Origin of the sequence: Pseudomonas sp. BNK-45 (assembly GCF_047456255.1) — a bacterium.
In the GTDB taxonomy this organism is placed as follows: Bacteria; Pseudomonadota; Gammaproteobacteria; order Pseudomonadales; family Pseudomonadaceae; genus Aquipseudomonas.
The window spans coordinates 4909129-4925205 of sequence record NZ_CP179909.1; the positions used below are offsets into that span (position 1 = coordinate 4909129).

Here is a 16077-nt window from a genome sequence, read left to right on the forward strand (position 1 = left end):
CGAATCCTTCATCGAGCAAAAGTGATGAAGGATTGTCCGCCTGACAGTTTTCCTAGATATAGTTCTATTCCGCCAGCCCATAACACTTATCCGCCAACCGGTGCCCGCCGTGAACAAAGCCGCACAACAACTGCACCTGCCGCCGTTCAGCGAAGCCCTGCCGGCGCCGATCTTCTTTCGTGCGGCCAACCTGCCGGCCCATGCCACCTACCCGCGCCACCGCCACCCCTGGGGCGAGTTCGTCTATGCCTACAGCGGGGTGATGGAAATCGAGCTGGGCGACCACCATTACCTGGCGCCGCCGCAATACGGCATCTGGCTGCCACCGGATGTCGAGCACATGGGCTTCAACCGCCACGAGGCCTGCCACTGCTCGCTGTACCTGGCGCCCGAGCTGTGCACCGCCCTGCCCGCCCGACACTGCGCCCTGAGCCTCAGCCCGCTGGTCCTGGCCTTGCTCGACGACCTGCGCCAGGCGCCGCCGGGGCTGCCCCAGAGCGCCGAACAACAGCGCCTGCTGCAAGTGCTGGTGGACAAGCTGGGGCATGCCTCCTGCGCCGGCAGCTACCTGCCCTCTTCCGACGACCCGTTGCTGGGACCGGTGCTGCGTACCCTCAAGGCCAACCCCGGCGACCCGCGCTCATTGCCGCAACTGGCCCACGCCGCCAACACCAGCGAACGCACGCTGATGCGCCGCAGCCAGCGCGAGCTGGGCATGTCGCTGATCGAGTGGCGCCAGCGGCTCAAGGTGGTGCAGGCCCTGGCCCTGCTGGAACAGGGCCAGACCGTGGAAAGCATCGGCCTGGACCTGGGCTACAGCAGCGCCTCGGCCTTCATCAGCATGTTCCGGCGCATGATGGGCACCACCCCGGACGAATACCGTCGCCAGTGCATGGGCCGCGACTGACCCCGGGCAGCCGCCTATTGATGCTGGACCTGCACCATGGAGCTGACCTGCACCTGCGCGTGCATCTGTTCCGCCCCGCCGCCGCGGCGCATGCCGCGCACCGGGCAGGCATCCAGGTAATCCAGGCCCACCGCCAGTTTCAGGTGGCGCTCGGGGCGGGTCAGGCGGTTGGTCACGTCGAAGCTGTACCAGCCGTCGTCGAGCCAGGCTTCGGCCCAGGCATGACTGGCCAGATGGCTGGCGTCCTCGGTGCACAGGTAGCCGGACACATAGCGCGCGGGAATCCCCAGGCTGCGGGCGCAGGCCAGGAACGCGTGGGTATGGTCCTGGCAGACCCCGGCGCCGCCGGCAAAGGCCTGGGCGGCGGTACTGCCGACCCCGGTGGCGCCGGGACGGTAAGGCATGTGCTCGGCCAGGGCGTGCATCAGCTCGGTCAGCGCGGCGCGGTCGCGGCCTGCGCCGCAGTGCTGCCGGGCAAAGTCGCAGAGGGCCGCGTCGGCCGCACTCAAGTGGCTTGTGCGCAGGAACGGCAGCGGCGACTGGCTGTCGCCTTCCACCTCGCGGCTCTCGTCGATCTGCACTTCGCCGAAGGCGGTGAGGATGATCGCGCCGTGGGGCTCGTCGAGGGTCATGACGTGCAGGATGTTGCCGTAGGGATCGCGCTGGGCGCGGACCCGGCGTGGCAGTTCCAGCTGCCACTGCAGGACTTGCTGGCGCTGGCTGTCCTGTGGCGTCAGGCGCAGGAACTGGATGCTGGTGCAGACTTCGTCGGCGTAGCTGTAGGTCGTGTCGTGGCGAATGGACAGTTTCATACCACCTCCAGATAGGATTCGTGCACGGTCTGCCCCAGGTGACGGATCTGCCCGATGCAATCGGTCAGCCACTGGTGCAGGCCGGAGTCGAGAATCTCGTCGATCCCGGTGTAGCGCAGGCGCGCATTGAGTTCGGCGGCCAGGCGCTGGGCCGGGCGGCCGTTGTCCCCCGGCAAGGTGGCCAGGAGCTGGTCCAGCTCCTCGACACAGGCCAGCAGGGAGCGCGGCACATCGGCGCGCAGCAGCAACATCTCGGACACCTGCTCGGCCCCCGGGGCATTGCGGTAGATCTCGTTGAACGCCTCGAACGACGACAGGGCGCGGAGCAAGGCGCTCCACTGGTAGTAGCCCCGGGCCGAATCGTCGCTGACCTCCTCGGACTCCTCGCCGAACATTTCGTAGCGCGCATCCAGCAGGCGCAGGGTGTTGTCGGCGCGCTCGATGAAGGTCCCAAGGCGAATGAAACGGTAGGCATCGTTGCGCATGATGGTGCCGGCGGTGGCGCCGCGGAACAGGTGCGAACGCTCCTTGACCCAGTCACAGAACTGGCTGATGCCGTAGCGCCCCAGGCCGTTGGCGGCGATGTTGCGCATCTCCAGCCAGGTGGCGTTCATGTTCTCCCACATGTCGGCGGTGATCCGCCCGCGCACCGCGTGAGCATTGCTGCGCGCCGCCCGCAGGCAGCAGTAGATGCTGCCGGGGTTGGTTTCGTCGAGGGCAAAGAAGTGCAGCATGCGCTCGCTGTTGAGTTCACCGTAGCGCTGGTTGTAGTCGTCCAGGGTGCCGGCGGCGAGCAGCGACATGGACAGTTCGGCATGGCCGTCGCCGCGCCCGGCCTGGGGCATCAGCGACAGCGAGTAACTGACTTCGAGCATGCGCGCCAGGTTCTCGGCACGCTCCAGGTAGCGGGACATCCAGTACAGGTCCGCAGCGGTTCTTGAGAGCATGGTTCAGTCCTCCACTACCCAGGTGTCTTTGGTGCCGCCACCCTGGGACGAGTTCACCACCAGCGAGCCCTCGCGCAGGGCGACGCGGGTCAGGCCGCCGGGCACCAGGCGGGTTTCCCGGCCGGACAGGACGAACGGCCGCAGGTCGATGTGCCGCGGCGCGATGCCGTTTTCGACGAAGGTCGGACAGGTGGACAGCGACAGGGTCGGCTGGGCGATGTAGGCCTCGGGACGGGCCTTGAGCCGGGCGCGGAATTCCTCGATCTGGGCCGCGGTGGCCGCCGGGCCCACGAGCATGCCGTAGCCGCCGGAACCCTGGGTTTCCTTGACCACCAGATCCGGCAGGTTGGCCAGCACATGGGACAGTTCGGCGGGGTTGCGGCACTGCCAGGTGGGCACGTTCTTGAGGATCGGCTCCTCGCTCAGGTAGAAGCGGATCATCTCGTCCACGTAGGGGTAGATCGACTTGTCGTCGGCGACCCCGGTGCCCACGGCGTTGGCCAGCACCACATTGCCGCAGCGGTAGGCGGCGATCAGCCCGGGCACGCCGAGCATGGAGTCGGGGTTGAACGACAGCGGATCGAGAAAGGCGTCGTCCAGCCGGCGATAGATCACATCCACCGCCTGGGCCCCGGCCGTGGTGCGCATGAACACCCGGTCGTCACGCACGAACAGGTCGGCCCCTTCCACCAGTTCCACGCCCATCTCCCGGGCCAGGAACGCATGTTCGAAATAGGCGCTGTTGAAGCGTCCCGGGGTCAGCACCACCACCGTGGGATTGTCCAGGGGGCTGGCGCTTTTCAGGGTTTCGAGCAGCAGGTTGGGGTAATGGTCGATGGGCGCGATGCGCTGGGCGGCGAACAGCTCGGGAAACAGGCGCATCATCATCTTGCGGTCTTCGAGCATGTAGCTCACGCCGCTGGGGGTGCGCAGGTTGTCTTCCAGCACGTAGTAGCTGCCGTCGCCGTCGCGCACCAGGTCCACCCCGGCGATATGGGCGTAGATGCCGCGGTGCAGGTTCAGGCCCTGCATGGCCACCTGATAGCCCTCGTTGGCCAGCACCTGTTCGGCGGGAATGATGCCCTCCTTGATGATCCGCTGGCCCTGATAGATATCGGCCAGGAACAGGTTCAGCGCCTGGACCCGCTGCACGCAGCCGCGTTCCACGGTGCGCCACTCGCTGGCCTTGATGCTGCGGGGAATGATGTCGAAGGGAATCAGGCGCTCGGTGCCCTGCTCGTCGCCGTACAGGGTGAACGTGATGCCGGCGCGATGGAACAGCAGATCGGCTTCGCGCCGCCGCTGGTCCAGAAGCTCCAGGGGGGTGTCCGCCAGCCAACGGGCGAACGCTGCGTAATGGGGTCGACACGTGCCGCTGGCAGCGTACATTTCATCGAAAAAAGCGCGGGACATAGCCAACTCCTTGCCGTGATGCAAACGGCTTCTTATCTGAACCCTGTGTGTACCTAACCCGGCTTTGCCCTGGCAGGGAGCAGCGCTCCCTGACCGTGAAAACACCTCCTGAGTGCTGTGCGGGGCGGCCCTTGCCGCCCTGGTAAGACAGCGGTAGCAATCGCTATGCCGCAAATGCGCAAACGGCGGGCAAAGCGCCGCCCTAGGCCATAAATGCACTCAATGCGACATTTAATTTCATAAAAGTGACTTGTCCGCCCTGAACAGGCCGGCCTTGAACCTGTTCAAGACCGATCGGGCGGCACCAGGGGTGACGGATGCGGGCAGAATCGGTGCAGAAAGCCCGACAGCGGAATTTTTTGCCCCGTTATCGGGAGTTTTTCACCCAGTGCTGCTCACAGCGGCCAGTAGCGCCCCCTGAGCAATGACTGTAGCTGCACCAATGAGGTTCACAGACAAAAATCGGCACGGCGCAGCCGGGCCTCAGGAGCGCGCCGCCACCTTGGCCAGAATCACCGCCACCGCCTGCTCCGGCGACAGCCGCGAGCTGTCCAGGCGCAGCGGCGGCGAAGCCCAGGCCTGATACTCGTGGCGCTGCACCGACTGCCAGTCGGGCGCTTGCAGGCCCGGCACATCCAGCTGCCGGGTTTCGACCCGCCGGCGATGCTCCAGCGGATCGCTGCAGAACACCTCGATGTCCAGCAGCTCGACGCCCAGCCTGTCCGCCAGCCGACGCCAGGCTTGACGGCTTTCGGCCAGCGGATTGACGCAGTCCGCCAGCACGCGGTTGCCCAGGGCCAGATTGGCCTCGGCCAGTTGCAGGGCGATCTGGTAGCCGCCCTTGCCCACCTCGGGCAGGCCGGCGTCGCGCAGGCCCTGCTCGATGCTGTCGATGCGCAGGTAGGTGGCGCCCAGGTGCGGCACCAGGGTACGGGCGATGGTGGTCTTGCCGGAGCCCGGCAAGCCGCTGAAGACGATAAGCATGCAAGCACCTGCCTGAATCAAGGGACCCACAGCTTCGACACAAAGGCCGCCCGCGTCCAGCGCCGTTTCCACAGGCGCCAGCCGGCAGCCTCAGGGCGTCTGTTGCGACACCGACACCGGCGCCCTGCGCGGCCAGGCCAGCAACTCGGATTCCGCCATCGGCCGGGCATACCAGTAGCCCTGGCCCAGCAGGCAGCCCATTTCCAGCAGCAGGCGCCGTTCGAGCTGGGTTTCCACCCCTTCCACCACCAGGCACATCTCCAGGCTGCTGGCCAACGCCAGGGACGCCCCCACCACCGCGCGGCAGCGCGGCTGACGCACCAGTTCGCGGACGAAATGCGCGTCGAGCTTGATCTGGTTGAACGGCAGCTCGCACAGGCGCTGCAAGGAGGAATAGCCGGCGCCGAAGTCGTCGATGGCCAGGTTGCACTTCATCATGCGCAGACGCACCAGGTTCTCCAGGCTGATGGCCGGAGCCTGCACCAGGCCGACCTCGGTGATTTCAAAACTCAGCAAATGCGGCGGCACCTGATGCCGTTCGATGGCCTGGCGGATATGCCCGACGATGTCGCTGCTGGCCAGTTGCCGGGGCATCAGGTTGAACGCCAGCTCCAGCTCCTCTCCCTGATCCAGCAGCCGGCGCTGCAACGCCATGCTCTGGTCGAGCTGCTGATGAAACACCCGGTCCAGCAGGCCTTCGGCCTCCAGTTCAGCGAGAAACGCCGCCGGCGCCAGCACGCCGCGCTGCGGATGAAGCCAGCGCACCAGCACCTCGGCGCCACTGCAGGTGGCCTGTTGCAGATCGAACTTGGGCTGGTAGTAGGACACGAACTGCCCCTGCTCCACGCCCCGGAGCAGCTCTTCGCGATTCACCGGCTCGAAGTGCCGGGGCGGCGGCGCGGGCAGCGGTGACTGGTGGCGCTGTTGATAGAGTTCGAGCATCGCCTGCAGGGCCGCCAGTTCCGCCGGCTTGCCCACATCACCCAGCACGATCAGCCCTTGCAGGCTGATCATCTGCAACACCGCGCGCCGCAGGTCGGGTTCGATCAGGCTGTAGAGAATCACCGCCCGCACCAATTGTTCCGCGCTGGCCCGGCGCAGGAATTCCAGGCCGTCCATGCCCGCCATCTGCAGGTCGCAGAGAACGATGTCCGCCGCGCCGCGTGTGCGCAACAGCTCCAGGGCACCGGTTCCGTCGGACGCCGCCAGGGGAGCCACCACCCCCAGGCGCAGCAACTGCTCCAGGACCAGCAACTGCTGCACTGGATGATCTTCCAGAACCAATATCTTCAGGGTATTCAAGCGCGGCTCCAGGCTCAGCGGCGACGGCCGGGGGGCTGCCGATGGTGCGGCCGCCGGCACCATTCAGGCCACCCGGCAGCCTGCCCACGGGAAACGTACGGATAGCAACAAGCGTATCGCTAACCGCAAGCCGGTCAAGGCGCCGACCAGACCTTCGGTCCGCCCGTATCAGCGCGCTTGCCCGAGCCTGCGCAACCCGGGAAAATAGCCGCGTTTGCCGCCGTTCCTTGATCTATATTTACGTCCAGCATTGGCGCTCAGCTGTTGTCCGGCTGATGACGCAGCCTGCCGCTTCCCTCTTCGATCCACCCTTGTGCCGTTCCTCGATCAGGAGCCCCGATGCTTCGTTTTATCCTGCCCATGCTGATGGCGCTGACATGCCTGCCGGCCATGAGCGACACCACGCCCCTTTTGCAGTTGCTCAATTATGAATCCCCCCATCACCACCAACTGTCCCTGACCAGCGATGACTGGCAATGGCTGCGCAACAAGCGCGAACTGGTGCTGGGCACCGCACAGCAAAACCTGCCGCCTTTGGAAATGGTCAACGAAGCCAAGGAGTACGAAGGCGTTACCGCCGACTACATCGGCCTGCTGGCCGACGCTCTGGGGGTGAAGATCAGCATCCGCGCCTATGAAACCCGCGAGCAGGTGTTCAATGCCCTGGCCAGGGGCGAGATCGACTTGATGGGCAGCGTCACCCAGGACGAGGCGCGGCAACGGCAACTGCTGCTCAGCCAGAGCTATCTGGTCAATCGCCCGACCCTGGTCGCCCGCCAAGGCGACTCGCCGTCGCTCAAGGGCGGCTTGCAGGGACGCCGCCTGGCCATCTCCCAGGACACCATCAGCCTGCCCTCGGCCCAGGCGATGTACCCCCAGGCGCGGATCGAAACCTATGGCACTGCGGATGCGGCCATGGCCGCCGTGGCCTTCGGCGATGCCGACGTGCTGCTCAGCGATGCCGTCTCGGCGCAGTTCCTGATCTCGCGCAACTACAGCGACTACCTGCGGATCATCTACAGCGGCCCGGCCAGCATCTCCGGCTTCGCCTTCGCGGTGAACCCGGACAACCGGCAACTGCAGCATTTGCTCGACGCCGCCCTGCGCGCGATCCACAGGGAGCAGGACATCAGCATCCGCAATCGCTGGGGCGACCGCCTGCTGCTGAGCATGGAAAAAACCAGCCTCACCCCCGAGGAACAGCGCTGGATCGAAAAGAACCCGGTGGTGCGCATCGGCATCCACCGCTATCTGCCGCCGATGTCCTACTTCGACGCCGACGGCAATTACCTGGGGATTACCGCCGACCTGCTGGCGATGCTGGAGGCCAAGACCGGGCTGACCTTCGAAATCACCACGCTGCCCAGCTTCAAGGACCTCAACGACGCCGTGCGCGAGGGCCGGGTGCAGATGGTCGCCGATCGGGCCCGCAACCCCGAGCGCGAAACCTACCTGCGGTTCTCCCGCCCCTACCTGGTCGGGCCCTACATGCTGATCACCCGCGACGCCGCCGACGCGCCGAAAAGCCTGGAAGACATGGCCGGCAAGACCCTGCTGATCGGCAGCGGTCACGCCCTGGTGGCCCTGCTGCGCCAGCGCTACCCCCAGATCCGCATCAAGGAAGTGCAGACCAACTTCGAAGCCCTGTCCCTGCTTCGGGACCACAAGGCCGACGCCGCCGTGCAGGCGGAAATCGCCGTCAGCTTCAACCTGCCACGAATCAGGGAAGACCAGCTCAAGGTCCGCTCGGCCCTCAACCTGCCCCTGCTCAACGAGTCCCTTGCGGTGCGCCGCGACCAGCCGGAACTGTTCAGCATCATCGACAAGTCCCTGCGCAGCATTTCTCCGGACGCCATCACCGAGCTCAACAATCGCTGGCGCTCCAAGGCGGCCGTCGCGCCCCCTTCCTGGCGCGACTATCGCTCGACTCTCTACCTGGCCGGCGCCGCGTCGATCGTGCTGCTGCTGATTGCCCTGGCCTGGGGCTACGCCATGCGCCGCCAGGTCAGCCAGCGCGAACGGGCCGAGCATGCCCTCAACGACCAGTTGCGCTTCATGGACGCGCTGATCAACGGCACGCCCAACCCGATCTACGTGCGCGACCGCGAGCGGCGCCTGGTGATCTGCAACGACAGCTACCTCAAGACCATGGGCACCGATCGCCAGAGCGTGCTGGGCAGCAACCTCGAACAGCTGGCGGTGCCCGAAGCCGGGCTGTTCGCCACCGACTTCCAGAGCATCCTCGACGGCGGCCCGCCGCTGCTGATCGACCGCACGGTGCACATCCGCGGCCAGCAGATGCAGATCTACCACTGGATGCTGCCCTACCGCGATGCCCAGGGCGAAATCCTCGGCATCATCGGCGGCTGGCTGGACATCAGCGAACGCCAGCAACTGTTGAGTGAACTGACCCAGGCCAAGAACGACGCCGACAAGGCCAACCGGGCCAAGACCACCTTCCTGGCCACCATGAGCCACGAGATCCGCACCCCCATGAGCGCGGTGATCGGCATGCTCGAACTGGCCCTCAAGCGCGCCGACCAGGGGCAGCTCGACCGCCCTTCGATCGAGGTGGCCTACAGTTCGGCCCTGGGCCTGCTGGAACTGATCGGCGACATCCTGGACATCGCCCGGATCGAAAGCGGGCGCCTGAGCCTGAGCCCCGAGCGGGCCAATCTGCGGGACCTGGTGGAATCGGTGTTCCGGGTCTTCGATGGCCTGGCCCGACAGAAGGGCCTGCGCCTGGAACTGGACCTGGACGGCGGCGCCAGCGGCGACGTGCTGGTCGACCCGCTGCGCTTCAAGCAGATCCTCTCGAACCTGGTGAGCAACGCCATCAAGTTCACCGAGCGCGGCACCGTGCAGATCCGCCTGCAGGCCGAGCGCGACGATCCGCAGACCCTGCCCCTGCTGCTGACGGTCCGGGACACCGGCATCGGCATCGAACCCGAGGACCAGCAACTGCTGTTCCAGCCCTTCAGCCAGGTGCCCGGACAGCATCAGAACGCCCGTTCGGGCACCGGCCTGGGGCTGGTGATCTGCCGCACCCTGTGCGAGATGATGGGCGGCCAGCTGAGCCTGCAAAGCCAGCCCGGGGTCGGCACCCTGGCCCGGGTCCAGCTGCAGTTGAGCCGACTCGAGCCGCTGCCGGATACCCCGCCGCCGCTGACGCCGGACACCCAGCCGCTGGCCGCCAGGGCCGCGCTGCACATCCTGGTGGTGGACGACAGCCAGGCCAACCGCCAACTGCTCTGCGAACAACTGCGCTTTCTCGACTACAGCCTGAGCCAGGCGCAAAACGGCGCCGACGCCTACAAGCTGTGGCTGCGGGAAACCTTCGATGTGGTGATCACCGACTGCAACATGCCGGTGATGAACGGCTACGACCTGACCCGGCAGATTCGCCTTGCCGAGCAGATCCAGGGACGGCCGCCGGTGCAGATCTTCGGATTCACCGCCAATGTCCAACCCGAAGAACAGCAACGCTGCCTGGACGCCGGCATGAACGGCTGCATCTTCAAGCCCATCGCCCTGCCCGAACTGGATCGGCGCCTGCGCCAGTTGCAGGCCCTGCCGCGCACCCAGCTGAAAAGTACCAGCCAGCGTTTCGACATCCAGCAACTGGACCACCTCACCGGCGGCAACCCCGCCTCCATCCAGCGAGTGCTCAAGGGCCTGCAGCAGAGCAACCGGCAGGACCTGAAACAGATCCGCGAACAGCTCGCCGGTTCCGACAGCAAGGGGGTGGCCGATCTGGCCCACCGCATCCATGGCGCGGCGCGGATCATCAAGGCCCAGGCCCTGATCGATGAATGCGAGTACCTGGAAAAGGCCTGCCGCGAGGGCGCCAATGCCGATCAGATCAAGGCGGCCTTGACGCGCCTGGAGCAGGCCATGCTCGGGCTCGACGGCGACCTGCTGGAGGCCCTGGAACCCGATTGAACGGCCCATGCGGCGCCCGGGCGAGCCCCAGCCGCCGCATCCTCATTGGGCTCAGCCCCCCAGTTGCTGCAGCTCCCGGCTGGCCGAGGCCGACAGTGGCCGCGACGGCTGGATCAGCGGCATGCCAAAACGCTTGCTGATGTAGCGCCCGCCGGTGCCGGTCAGGGTCAGGGCACGGCTGTCCAGGTCGCGGATCAGCCATTTGCGCTCCAGCAATACCCGCAGCACAGCAGCGCCCAGGGCGCCCCCCAGGTGCGGACGGCGCATGCTCCAGTCCAGGCACGAGCAGACAACGCGCCGACGCAGGGCGCGAAGCTCGGCCACCTCGATGCCCAGGCCGCGGAAGAACTCGACGCCGCTGTCGCTGACCTGGTACTCCTCGCCCTCCCCGGCCGCCAGCAACCAGCCGGCGTCGAGCATCCGGTCGTGCAACTGCACCCCCAGGGTGCCCGCCAGGTGGTCGTAGCAGGTGCGGGCGAACTGCAGTCGGTCCGGGGTGCGTGGGGTGAAGGTGCCGCCCTGGCCGATCACCATCAGCGCCTCCAGGGCCTGGGCCACCAGGGGATCGCCGAGGTCGTAGTAACGATGCCGCCCCTGGACCTGCACCCGCAGCAAACCGGCGTCCTTGAGCTTGGCCAGGTGGGCGCTGGCGGTGGAGGTACTGACCTGGGCGATCGCCGCCAGTTCGGTGCTGGTGCGGGCGTGGCCGTCCATCAGGGCACAGAGCATCCGGGTCCGGGCCGGCTCGGCGATGGCTGCCGCCACGTTGGATAGCCCAAGGTCGTTCTGCACTACATTCATATTTCGCTCCATGACGAATCGTGTCTTCGAAAGGCAGAGGATAGTAGCAACCTGGATATCTGCCCAACAAAGAGAAAAATCATGGACCCGATCAGCGCCGCTACCCATTTCGACCCCTACGACTTTTACTACGCCCGCCTGCGTGCCCGGGGCGGCCTGACCTACGATTCGGCCCTCGGACTGTGGGTGGCCAGCAGTGCCGCGGCGGTCGCCGCGGTGCTCAACCACCCGGCCTGCCGGGTCCGACCGCTGCAGGAACCGGTGCCCCGGGCCATCGCCGGACGGCCCGCCGGGCAAGTGTTTGCCCGCCTGATGCGCATGAACGACGGCCCGCGCCACGGCTGTCCGCGACAGGCCATGGCCCCTGGGCTGCAGGCACTGGGCGGGATCGACCTGATGCCCTGGCTGGCCCGATGGCGCCCGGCCCTTCGCGCCCCGCAGTGCGCCGCCGACCTGCAACGCTGGCAGTGGCGCCTGCCGGTGGCCCTGCTGGCAGCCCTGCTGGGGGTGCCCGCCGCGCAATGCGAAGAACTGGCCCGACGCACCGGCGAGTTCGTCGCCTGCTTCTCGCCCCTGAGCACGGAACCACAGTTGCAGGTCGCCGACTCGGCGGCGCAAGCCTTGCTCCGACAGATGCAGGCCGTGCTCGACAACCCGCAACCCGGCCCGCTGCTGAGAACGATCCTTGAGCGCAGCAACGGGCTGGCCCCCGAGGACCTGCAGGCCAACCTGGTGGGCCTGCTGGCGCAAACCCACGACGCCTGCGCCGGGCTGCTCGGCAACAGCCTGCTGGCCTTGCTGGCGGACCCGGCCCTGGCCCGGAGCCTGCAGCACGATCCGCGGCAGTTGCAGGACTGGCTGCTGCAACTGCAGCGCCTGGACCCGCCGGTGCAGAACACCCGCCGCTTCGTGGCCGAGCCTTGCACCCTGCTCGGTGTCGACCTGCAAGCCGGGGATAGCGTGCTGGTGCTGCTGGCCGCGGCCAACCACGACCCGGCCCTGTGCGCGATCACCGGCAGCGATCCGGCGCAGCAAGGCTTCAGCTTCGGCGCCGGCGCCCACCGCTGCCCGGGGCGGGACCTGGCCTTGAACATCGTCCACAGCCTGCTGCGCACCCTGCTGCAACCACCGGGCCTGGACGCGCTGGCCCTGCAGTGGCAGTACCGGGCCTCGGTCAATGGCCGCCTGCCCCAGTTCAGCGACGCACCGGGCAGCCGGCCAAGGGACTGGCAGCAAGCGGACGCTTGAGGTAAAAAGTGCCCCCTCTGCCGACGCCGCTATTGGAAAAAGGAAGGATCATGCTGTTTGTGGTGATGCTCGGGGGCAAGCACCCCAAAGCGACAATCGAAGTCCACGACGTCCAATTCGTGGTCGCCGACCGCCTTGAGTCGGCCTACGCGCAACTGCGCGAGGCCTGGTTCGGCAGCCCGGCGGGCCTGCATATCGATTCGTGGATGCAGGTCGACGGCGTCGATGAATACAAGGTCGAGTTCAGCCCCCTGGCCCCCGGGCCGGGCGCGCCGCGCCTGTACTTCCTCAACCTGGGCGGCTACGAGGCGGCAACCTTCGGCGAGGCCCACCGCTACCTGCTGGTGGTGGCCAGAGACAAGACCGAAGCCAAGGCCAAGGGCAAGCGGCAGATGCTGGCCCACTGGCACAAATCCCACACCGACGCCCTGCTCGACGTCGACGACTGCCTGCCGATCGACCTGCTGCAAGGGCGCTATGTGCACCTGGTGCCAGGGCCGCACCAGGGCATCGAACAACGCAACGACTACATCATCCTCAACTGACGTCATGCCGGCCGGTCAGCGCTGCCCGGGGCCCGGTAGTGCACGCCTAGATCGCTGATATCCGTGACCTGGCTCAGCAGGAATGTGCGCAACCGGGCAATGCGCTCCTGGCTCGGGCTGTCGCGCAGCCACACCAGGTAGTAGCCGTCTCCTGACGCCACCGCGCTGGGGAACGGCAGACTGATCCGCCCGCCGCGTATGTCCTGCGCCACCAGGTGCAGGTCACCGATCGACAGACCGTGCCCGGCCATGGCGGCGCTGATCGCCTGGTCCAGGGTGTCGAAGACCGTGCCGCGCTCCAGCCGCAGCGGCTCCAGCAGTGCCCGCTCCTCAAACGCCTGGGCCTGCAGCCAGCGGCGCCAGTCGCGGCGGTCCGCCGACGGGTGGATCAGCTCCGCGTCCCTGAGCCGCTCAAGGGGCCAGGGCGCGCCGTCCGCAGCCTGCGGCGGGCCGATAGGAATCAGCCACTCATCGAACAGCTTGCAGGCCTCGACCCCGTCGCCGAAGTGGCCGTTGCCCAGCAGAATCGCGCAGTCGTAGGGCTCGGCGTAGAAGTCCACGTGATCGAAATCCATCCACACACTGGCCAGTTGCACCGCCAGCTCCGGCTGCTCGCCCTTGAGCGTCTGCAGAACCCGCAGCAGCCAGCGCATGGTCAGGGTCGAGGGCGCCTTGAGACGCAACTGGCCGCGGCTGGCCCGCAGCGGCAGGCAGGCATCCTCGATGATCCGGAAACCGACCTTGAGCTCCCGGGCCAGGCGCTCCCCGGCCTCGGTGAGCTGCAGCCGCGGGCCGTGGCGCTGGAACAGGCGGCAACCGAACTGGCTTTCCAAGGTACGGATATGCCGGCTGATGGCGCTCTGGGTCAGGGACAGCGCCTCGGCGGCACGGGTGAAGGAGCAGGAACGGGCGGCCACTTCAAAGGCACGCAAGGCGTAGAGCGGCGGCAGGGGCTCGACCATCGACAGGCACTCATGATGATAAAAAATCATAGTAGCTCACAGCTTTTTGCGTTTTTCAACGCTGGGCAAAGGCGCCAAGCTGCGCGCTCTCGAATTGAGCAGGAGACCTGCACCGTGGATCTTAACCTGTCGTTATTGTTGGCCTATGCCCTCAGCGTGCTGATGCTGGTGGCCACCCCGGGACCGGTGGTGGCGCTGATTGTCACCACCAGCCTGCATGCCGGACCGCGACAGGCGCTGCTCACCGCCCTGGGCACCCATGCCGCCTCATTGCTCCTGGCGCTGCTGGCGGTGCTGATGCTGACCACCGGCCTGGCGCTGGATCCGCGCCTGATCAGCGGGTTCAGCCTGCTGGGTTGCGGCTTTATCGGCTGGCTGGCGTTGCAAGGCCTGCGGGAGGCCGCAGGCCCGCAAACCGCAGCGGCCACAGCGCCGACCGCCCCGGGCCGGCGCGGCCTGGCCAATGGGTTCCTGCTGGGCATCAGCAACCCCAAGGACATCATTTTCTTTGTCTCGTTCTTCCCCCAGTTCATCCAGGTCAGTCGCTCCTTCGAGCGCAGCGCGCTGCTGCTGACGCTGGTCTGGGTGGTGATCGACTTTGCCGTGCTGGGGGCCTATATCCTGATGGCGCGCCAGGGGTTCTCACTCAAGTACAAGCGCCAGGTGACCGGCCTGTCGAGCCTGATGCTGCTGGCGGTGGCCGTGGTGGGGCTGGTGTATTCGGTGCTGGAACTGTACCGCTGAGGCGCCCGGCCAGTGGCCTCGGAGGCTGCGCAGTTCGAAGGGCAAGTGCGCCAGCCCGGGCACCGCGGCCAGGCGGTCATCACGGGTGTCAAGCAACACCGCCGCGCTGGAGTTGATCAGCGCATGGGACCTGCGGGCAATCAGCAGCGCGCCGATCATTCCCATCACCGGGTCGAGCCAGACCCAGCCCCGGTAGCGCCCGCCCAGCAGCGCGACAATGGCCAGCACCGAGGTCAGGGCCTCGGCAAAGGCCACCATGGTGGGCTGCAACAGCCGCACCAGCGACTCGCCAGCAATCCCCAGGGTTGCCCCCCCGGCAGCCGCCGAATGAGCGGACGCCACAGAAAAAACTGCTCTGCAGCCGATAGCGTGGATTAACATAGCCCCGTGCCATCAACCCTCAGGACTCCCCCTTCCATGCTGTCCAGAATCTCATGATTGCTGTCTGGTCCCTGCTGTGCCTGACCCTGTTGCTGGCCCTGCTGACACTGTGGTTGCTGCGCCGTGAGCGCCGCGCCCAGGCCCAGTTGCGGGCCTATCGCCAACGGGTCGAGGGCCTGCCCGACGATGCCGAGCGCTTCAAGCGCAGCCAGTACTTCGCACGCATCGGCACCTGGGACTGGGAAGTCGACACCCAGCGCCTGTACTGGTCGGAAGCCATCTACGGCATGTTCGGCTTCAAGGTCGGCGAAGTGGTGCCCTCCTACGAACTGTTCTGCTCCTGTGTGCACCCCGAGGACCGGGAACGGGTGCGCGCCGGCGAATTGCGCTGCCTGGAAACCGGCGAGAACCATGACGAGGAATACCGCGTGGTGTGGCCCGACGGCAGCATCCACTGGCTGCGCGAGACCGGCAACGTGGTGAAGAACGTGCACGACACCACCATCAAGATGCTCGGCGTGGTGCGCGACATCACCGATGAAAAGGTTTCCACCCGCCAGCTGCAACAACTGGCTCACTTTGATCCGCTGACCGGCCTTCCCAATCGCCTGATGCTGGAACAGCGCCTGTCCCGGGCCCTGGAACAGGCGCGGCACAATCAGACCCGGGTGGCCCTGGTGTTCGTCGACCTCAACGGCTTCAAGGCCATCAACGACCAGTACGGCCACGCCGCCGGGGACCGGGTGCTGAGCGCCACGGCCCAGCGCCTGCAAGGCATCCTGCGCAGCAGCGACACCGTGGCGCGGATCGGCGGTGACGAATTCGTGGTGATTCTGGAGGGACTGTCCCCGGGGCTCGACCTGACGGAAGAAGCCCGGCGCATCGGCGAAAAGATCTTCAGCCAGCTATCGCCCCCGGTGGAGGTGGACAGCCAGCGCCACAGCATCGGCAGCAGCCTGGGGGTGGCGGTGTTTCCCGACCATGCCGGGCGCATGGACCAGTTGCTGCACATCGCCGACCTGGCGATGTACGAAGCCAAGCGCAGCGGCAACAATCAGTACCGCCTGGGGCAGTGATACCCGCCAACCC

14 protein-coding genes are annotated in these 16077 nt (G+C 66.7%); 6 read left to right on the plus strand and 8 right to left on the minus strand.

The features are described 5' to 3' along the window. Positions 1-109: 109 nt before the first annotated feature. Positions 110-907 (plus strand): AraC family transcriptional regulator, encoded by a 798-nt coding sequence (locus tag ACMGG8_RS21990; RefSeq protein ID WP_060838838.1) that lies wholly within the window; start codon positions 110-112, stop codon positions 905-907. A 14-nt stretch (positions 908-921) separates the two neighbouring features. On the opposite strand, the gene ACMGG8_RS21995 is transcribed toward ACMGG8_RS21990, so the two are convergent. The 5 genes from ACMGG8_RS21995 to ACMGG8_RS22015 form a co-directional block, all read right to left on the minus strand. Further along, entirely contained in the window at positions 922-1719 is a 798-nt protein-coding gene (locus ACMGG8_RS21995) for a transglutaminase family protein (protein ID WP_060838837.1), read from the minus strand. Beyond that, complete coding sequence (locus ACMGG8_RS22000) at positions 1716-2666, minus strand: alpha-E domain-containing protein (protein WP_060838836.1); 951 nt, start codon at positions 2664-2666, stop codon at positions 1716-1718. Before ACMGG8_RS22000 ends, ACMGG8_RS21995 begins: the two co-directional genes overlap by 4 nt. Before the next feature lie 3 nt (positions 2667-2669). After that, complete coding sequence (locus ACMGG8_RS22005) at positions 2670-4079, minus strand: circularly permuted type 2 ATP-grasp protein (protein ID WP_060838835.1); 1410 nt, start codon at positions 4077-4079, stop codon at positions 2670-2672. Between the two features lie 483 nt (positions 4080-4562). After that, complete coding sequence (locus tag ACMGG8_RS22010) at positions 4563-5063, minus strand: AAA family ATPase (protein ID WP_108543078.1); 501 nt, start codon at positions 5061-5063, stop codon at positions 4563-4565. Between the two features lie 90 nt (positions 5064-5153). After that, positions 5154-6365 carry an EAL domain-containing protein gene (locus ACMGG8_RS22015; RefSeq protein WP_414158408.1) on the minus strand — a complete coding sequence of 404 codons (1212 nt, stop codon included), beginning with the start codon at positions 6363-6365 and terminating at the stop codon, positions 5154-5156. Between the two features lie 339 nt (positions 6366-6704). Here ACMGG8_RS22015 and ACMGG8_RS22020 point away from each other — a divergent pair, with 339 nt between their 5' ends. Further along, positions 6705-10307, plus strand: coding sequence for a transporter substrate-binding domain-containing protein (locus ACMGG8_RS22020; protein WP_060838832.1), 3603 nt, complete (start codon positions 6705-6707; stop codon positions 10305-10307). Between the two features lie 51 nt (positions 10308-10358). On the opposite strand, the gene ACMGG8_RS22025 is transcribed toward ACMGG8_RS22020, so the two are convergent. Further along, positions 10359-11108 (minus strand): ArsR/SmtB family transcription factor, encoded by a 750-nt coding sequence (locus tag ACMGG8_RS22025; RefSeq protein WP_414158409.1) that lies wholly within the window; start codon positions 11106-11108, stop codon positions 10359-10361. Between the two features lie 81 nt (positions 11109-11189). Here ACMGG8_RS22025 and ACMGG8_RS22030 point away from each other — a divergent pair, with 81 nt between their 5' ends. Further along, the gene (locus tag ACMGG8_RS22030) at positions 11190-12356 is read left to right on the plus strand and encodes a cytochrome P450 (protein ID WP_414158410.1); all 1167 of its coding nucleotides are present in this window, start codon (positions 11190-11192) and stop codon (positions 12354-12356) included. A gap of 50 nt (positions 12357-12406) precedes the next feature. Continuing rightward, positions 12407-12901 carry a DUF1543 domain-containing protein gene (locus tag ACMGG8_RS22035; RefSeq protein WP_108543072.1) on the plus strand — a complete coding sequence of 165 codons (495 nt, stop codon included), beginning with the start codon at positions 12407-12409 and terminating at the stop codon, positions 12899-12901. Between the two features lie 2 nt (positions 12902-12903). Here ACMGG8_RS22035 and ACMGG8_RS22040 read toward each other — a convergent pair whose 3' ends face one another. Continuing rightward, the gene (locus tag ACMGG8_RS22040; protein ID WP_414159967.1) at positions 12904-13863 is read right to left on the minus strand and encodes a LysR substrate-binding domain-containing protein; all 960 of its coding nucleotides are present in this window, start codon (positions 13861-13863) and stop codon (positions 12904-12906) included. A 162-nt stretch (positions 13864-14025) separates the two neighbouring features. Between ACMGG8_RS22040 and ACMGG8_RS22045 the strand changes: the two genes are divergently transcribed. Continuing rightward, positions 14026-14607: a LysE family translocator gene (locus ACMGG8_RS22045; RefSeq protein WP_181321565.1), complete on the plus strand. Its 582-nt coding sequence runs from the start codon at positions 14026-14028 to the stop codon at positions 14605-14607. On the opposite strand, the gene ACMGG8_RS22050 is transcribed toward ACMGG8_RS22045, so the two are convergent. Beyond that, complete coding sequence (locus ACMGG8_RS22050; RefSeq protein WP_414158411.1) at positions 14506-14949, minus strand: hypothetical protein; 444 nt, start codon at positions 14947-14949, stop codon at positions 14506-14508. The genes ACMGG8_RS22045 and ACMGG8_RS22050 overlap by 102 nt on opposite strands. A 92-nt stretch (positions 14950-15041) precedes the next feature. Between ACMGG8_RS22050 and ACMGG8_RS22055 the strand changes: the two genes are divergently transcribed. After that, complete coding sequence (locus ACMGG8_RS22055; RefSeq protein ID WP_060843295.1) at positions 15042-16064, plus strand: sensor domain-containing diguanylate cyclase; 1023 nt, start codon at positions 15042-15044, stop codon at positions 16062-16064. The last annotated feature ends 13 nt before the right edge of the window (positions 16065-16077 follow it).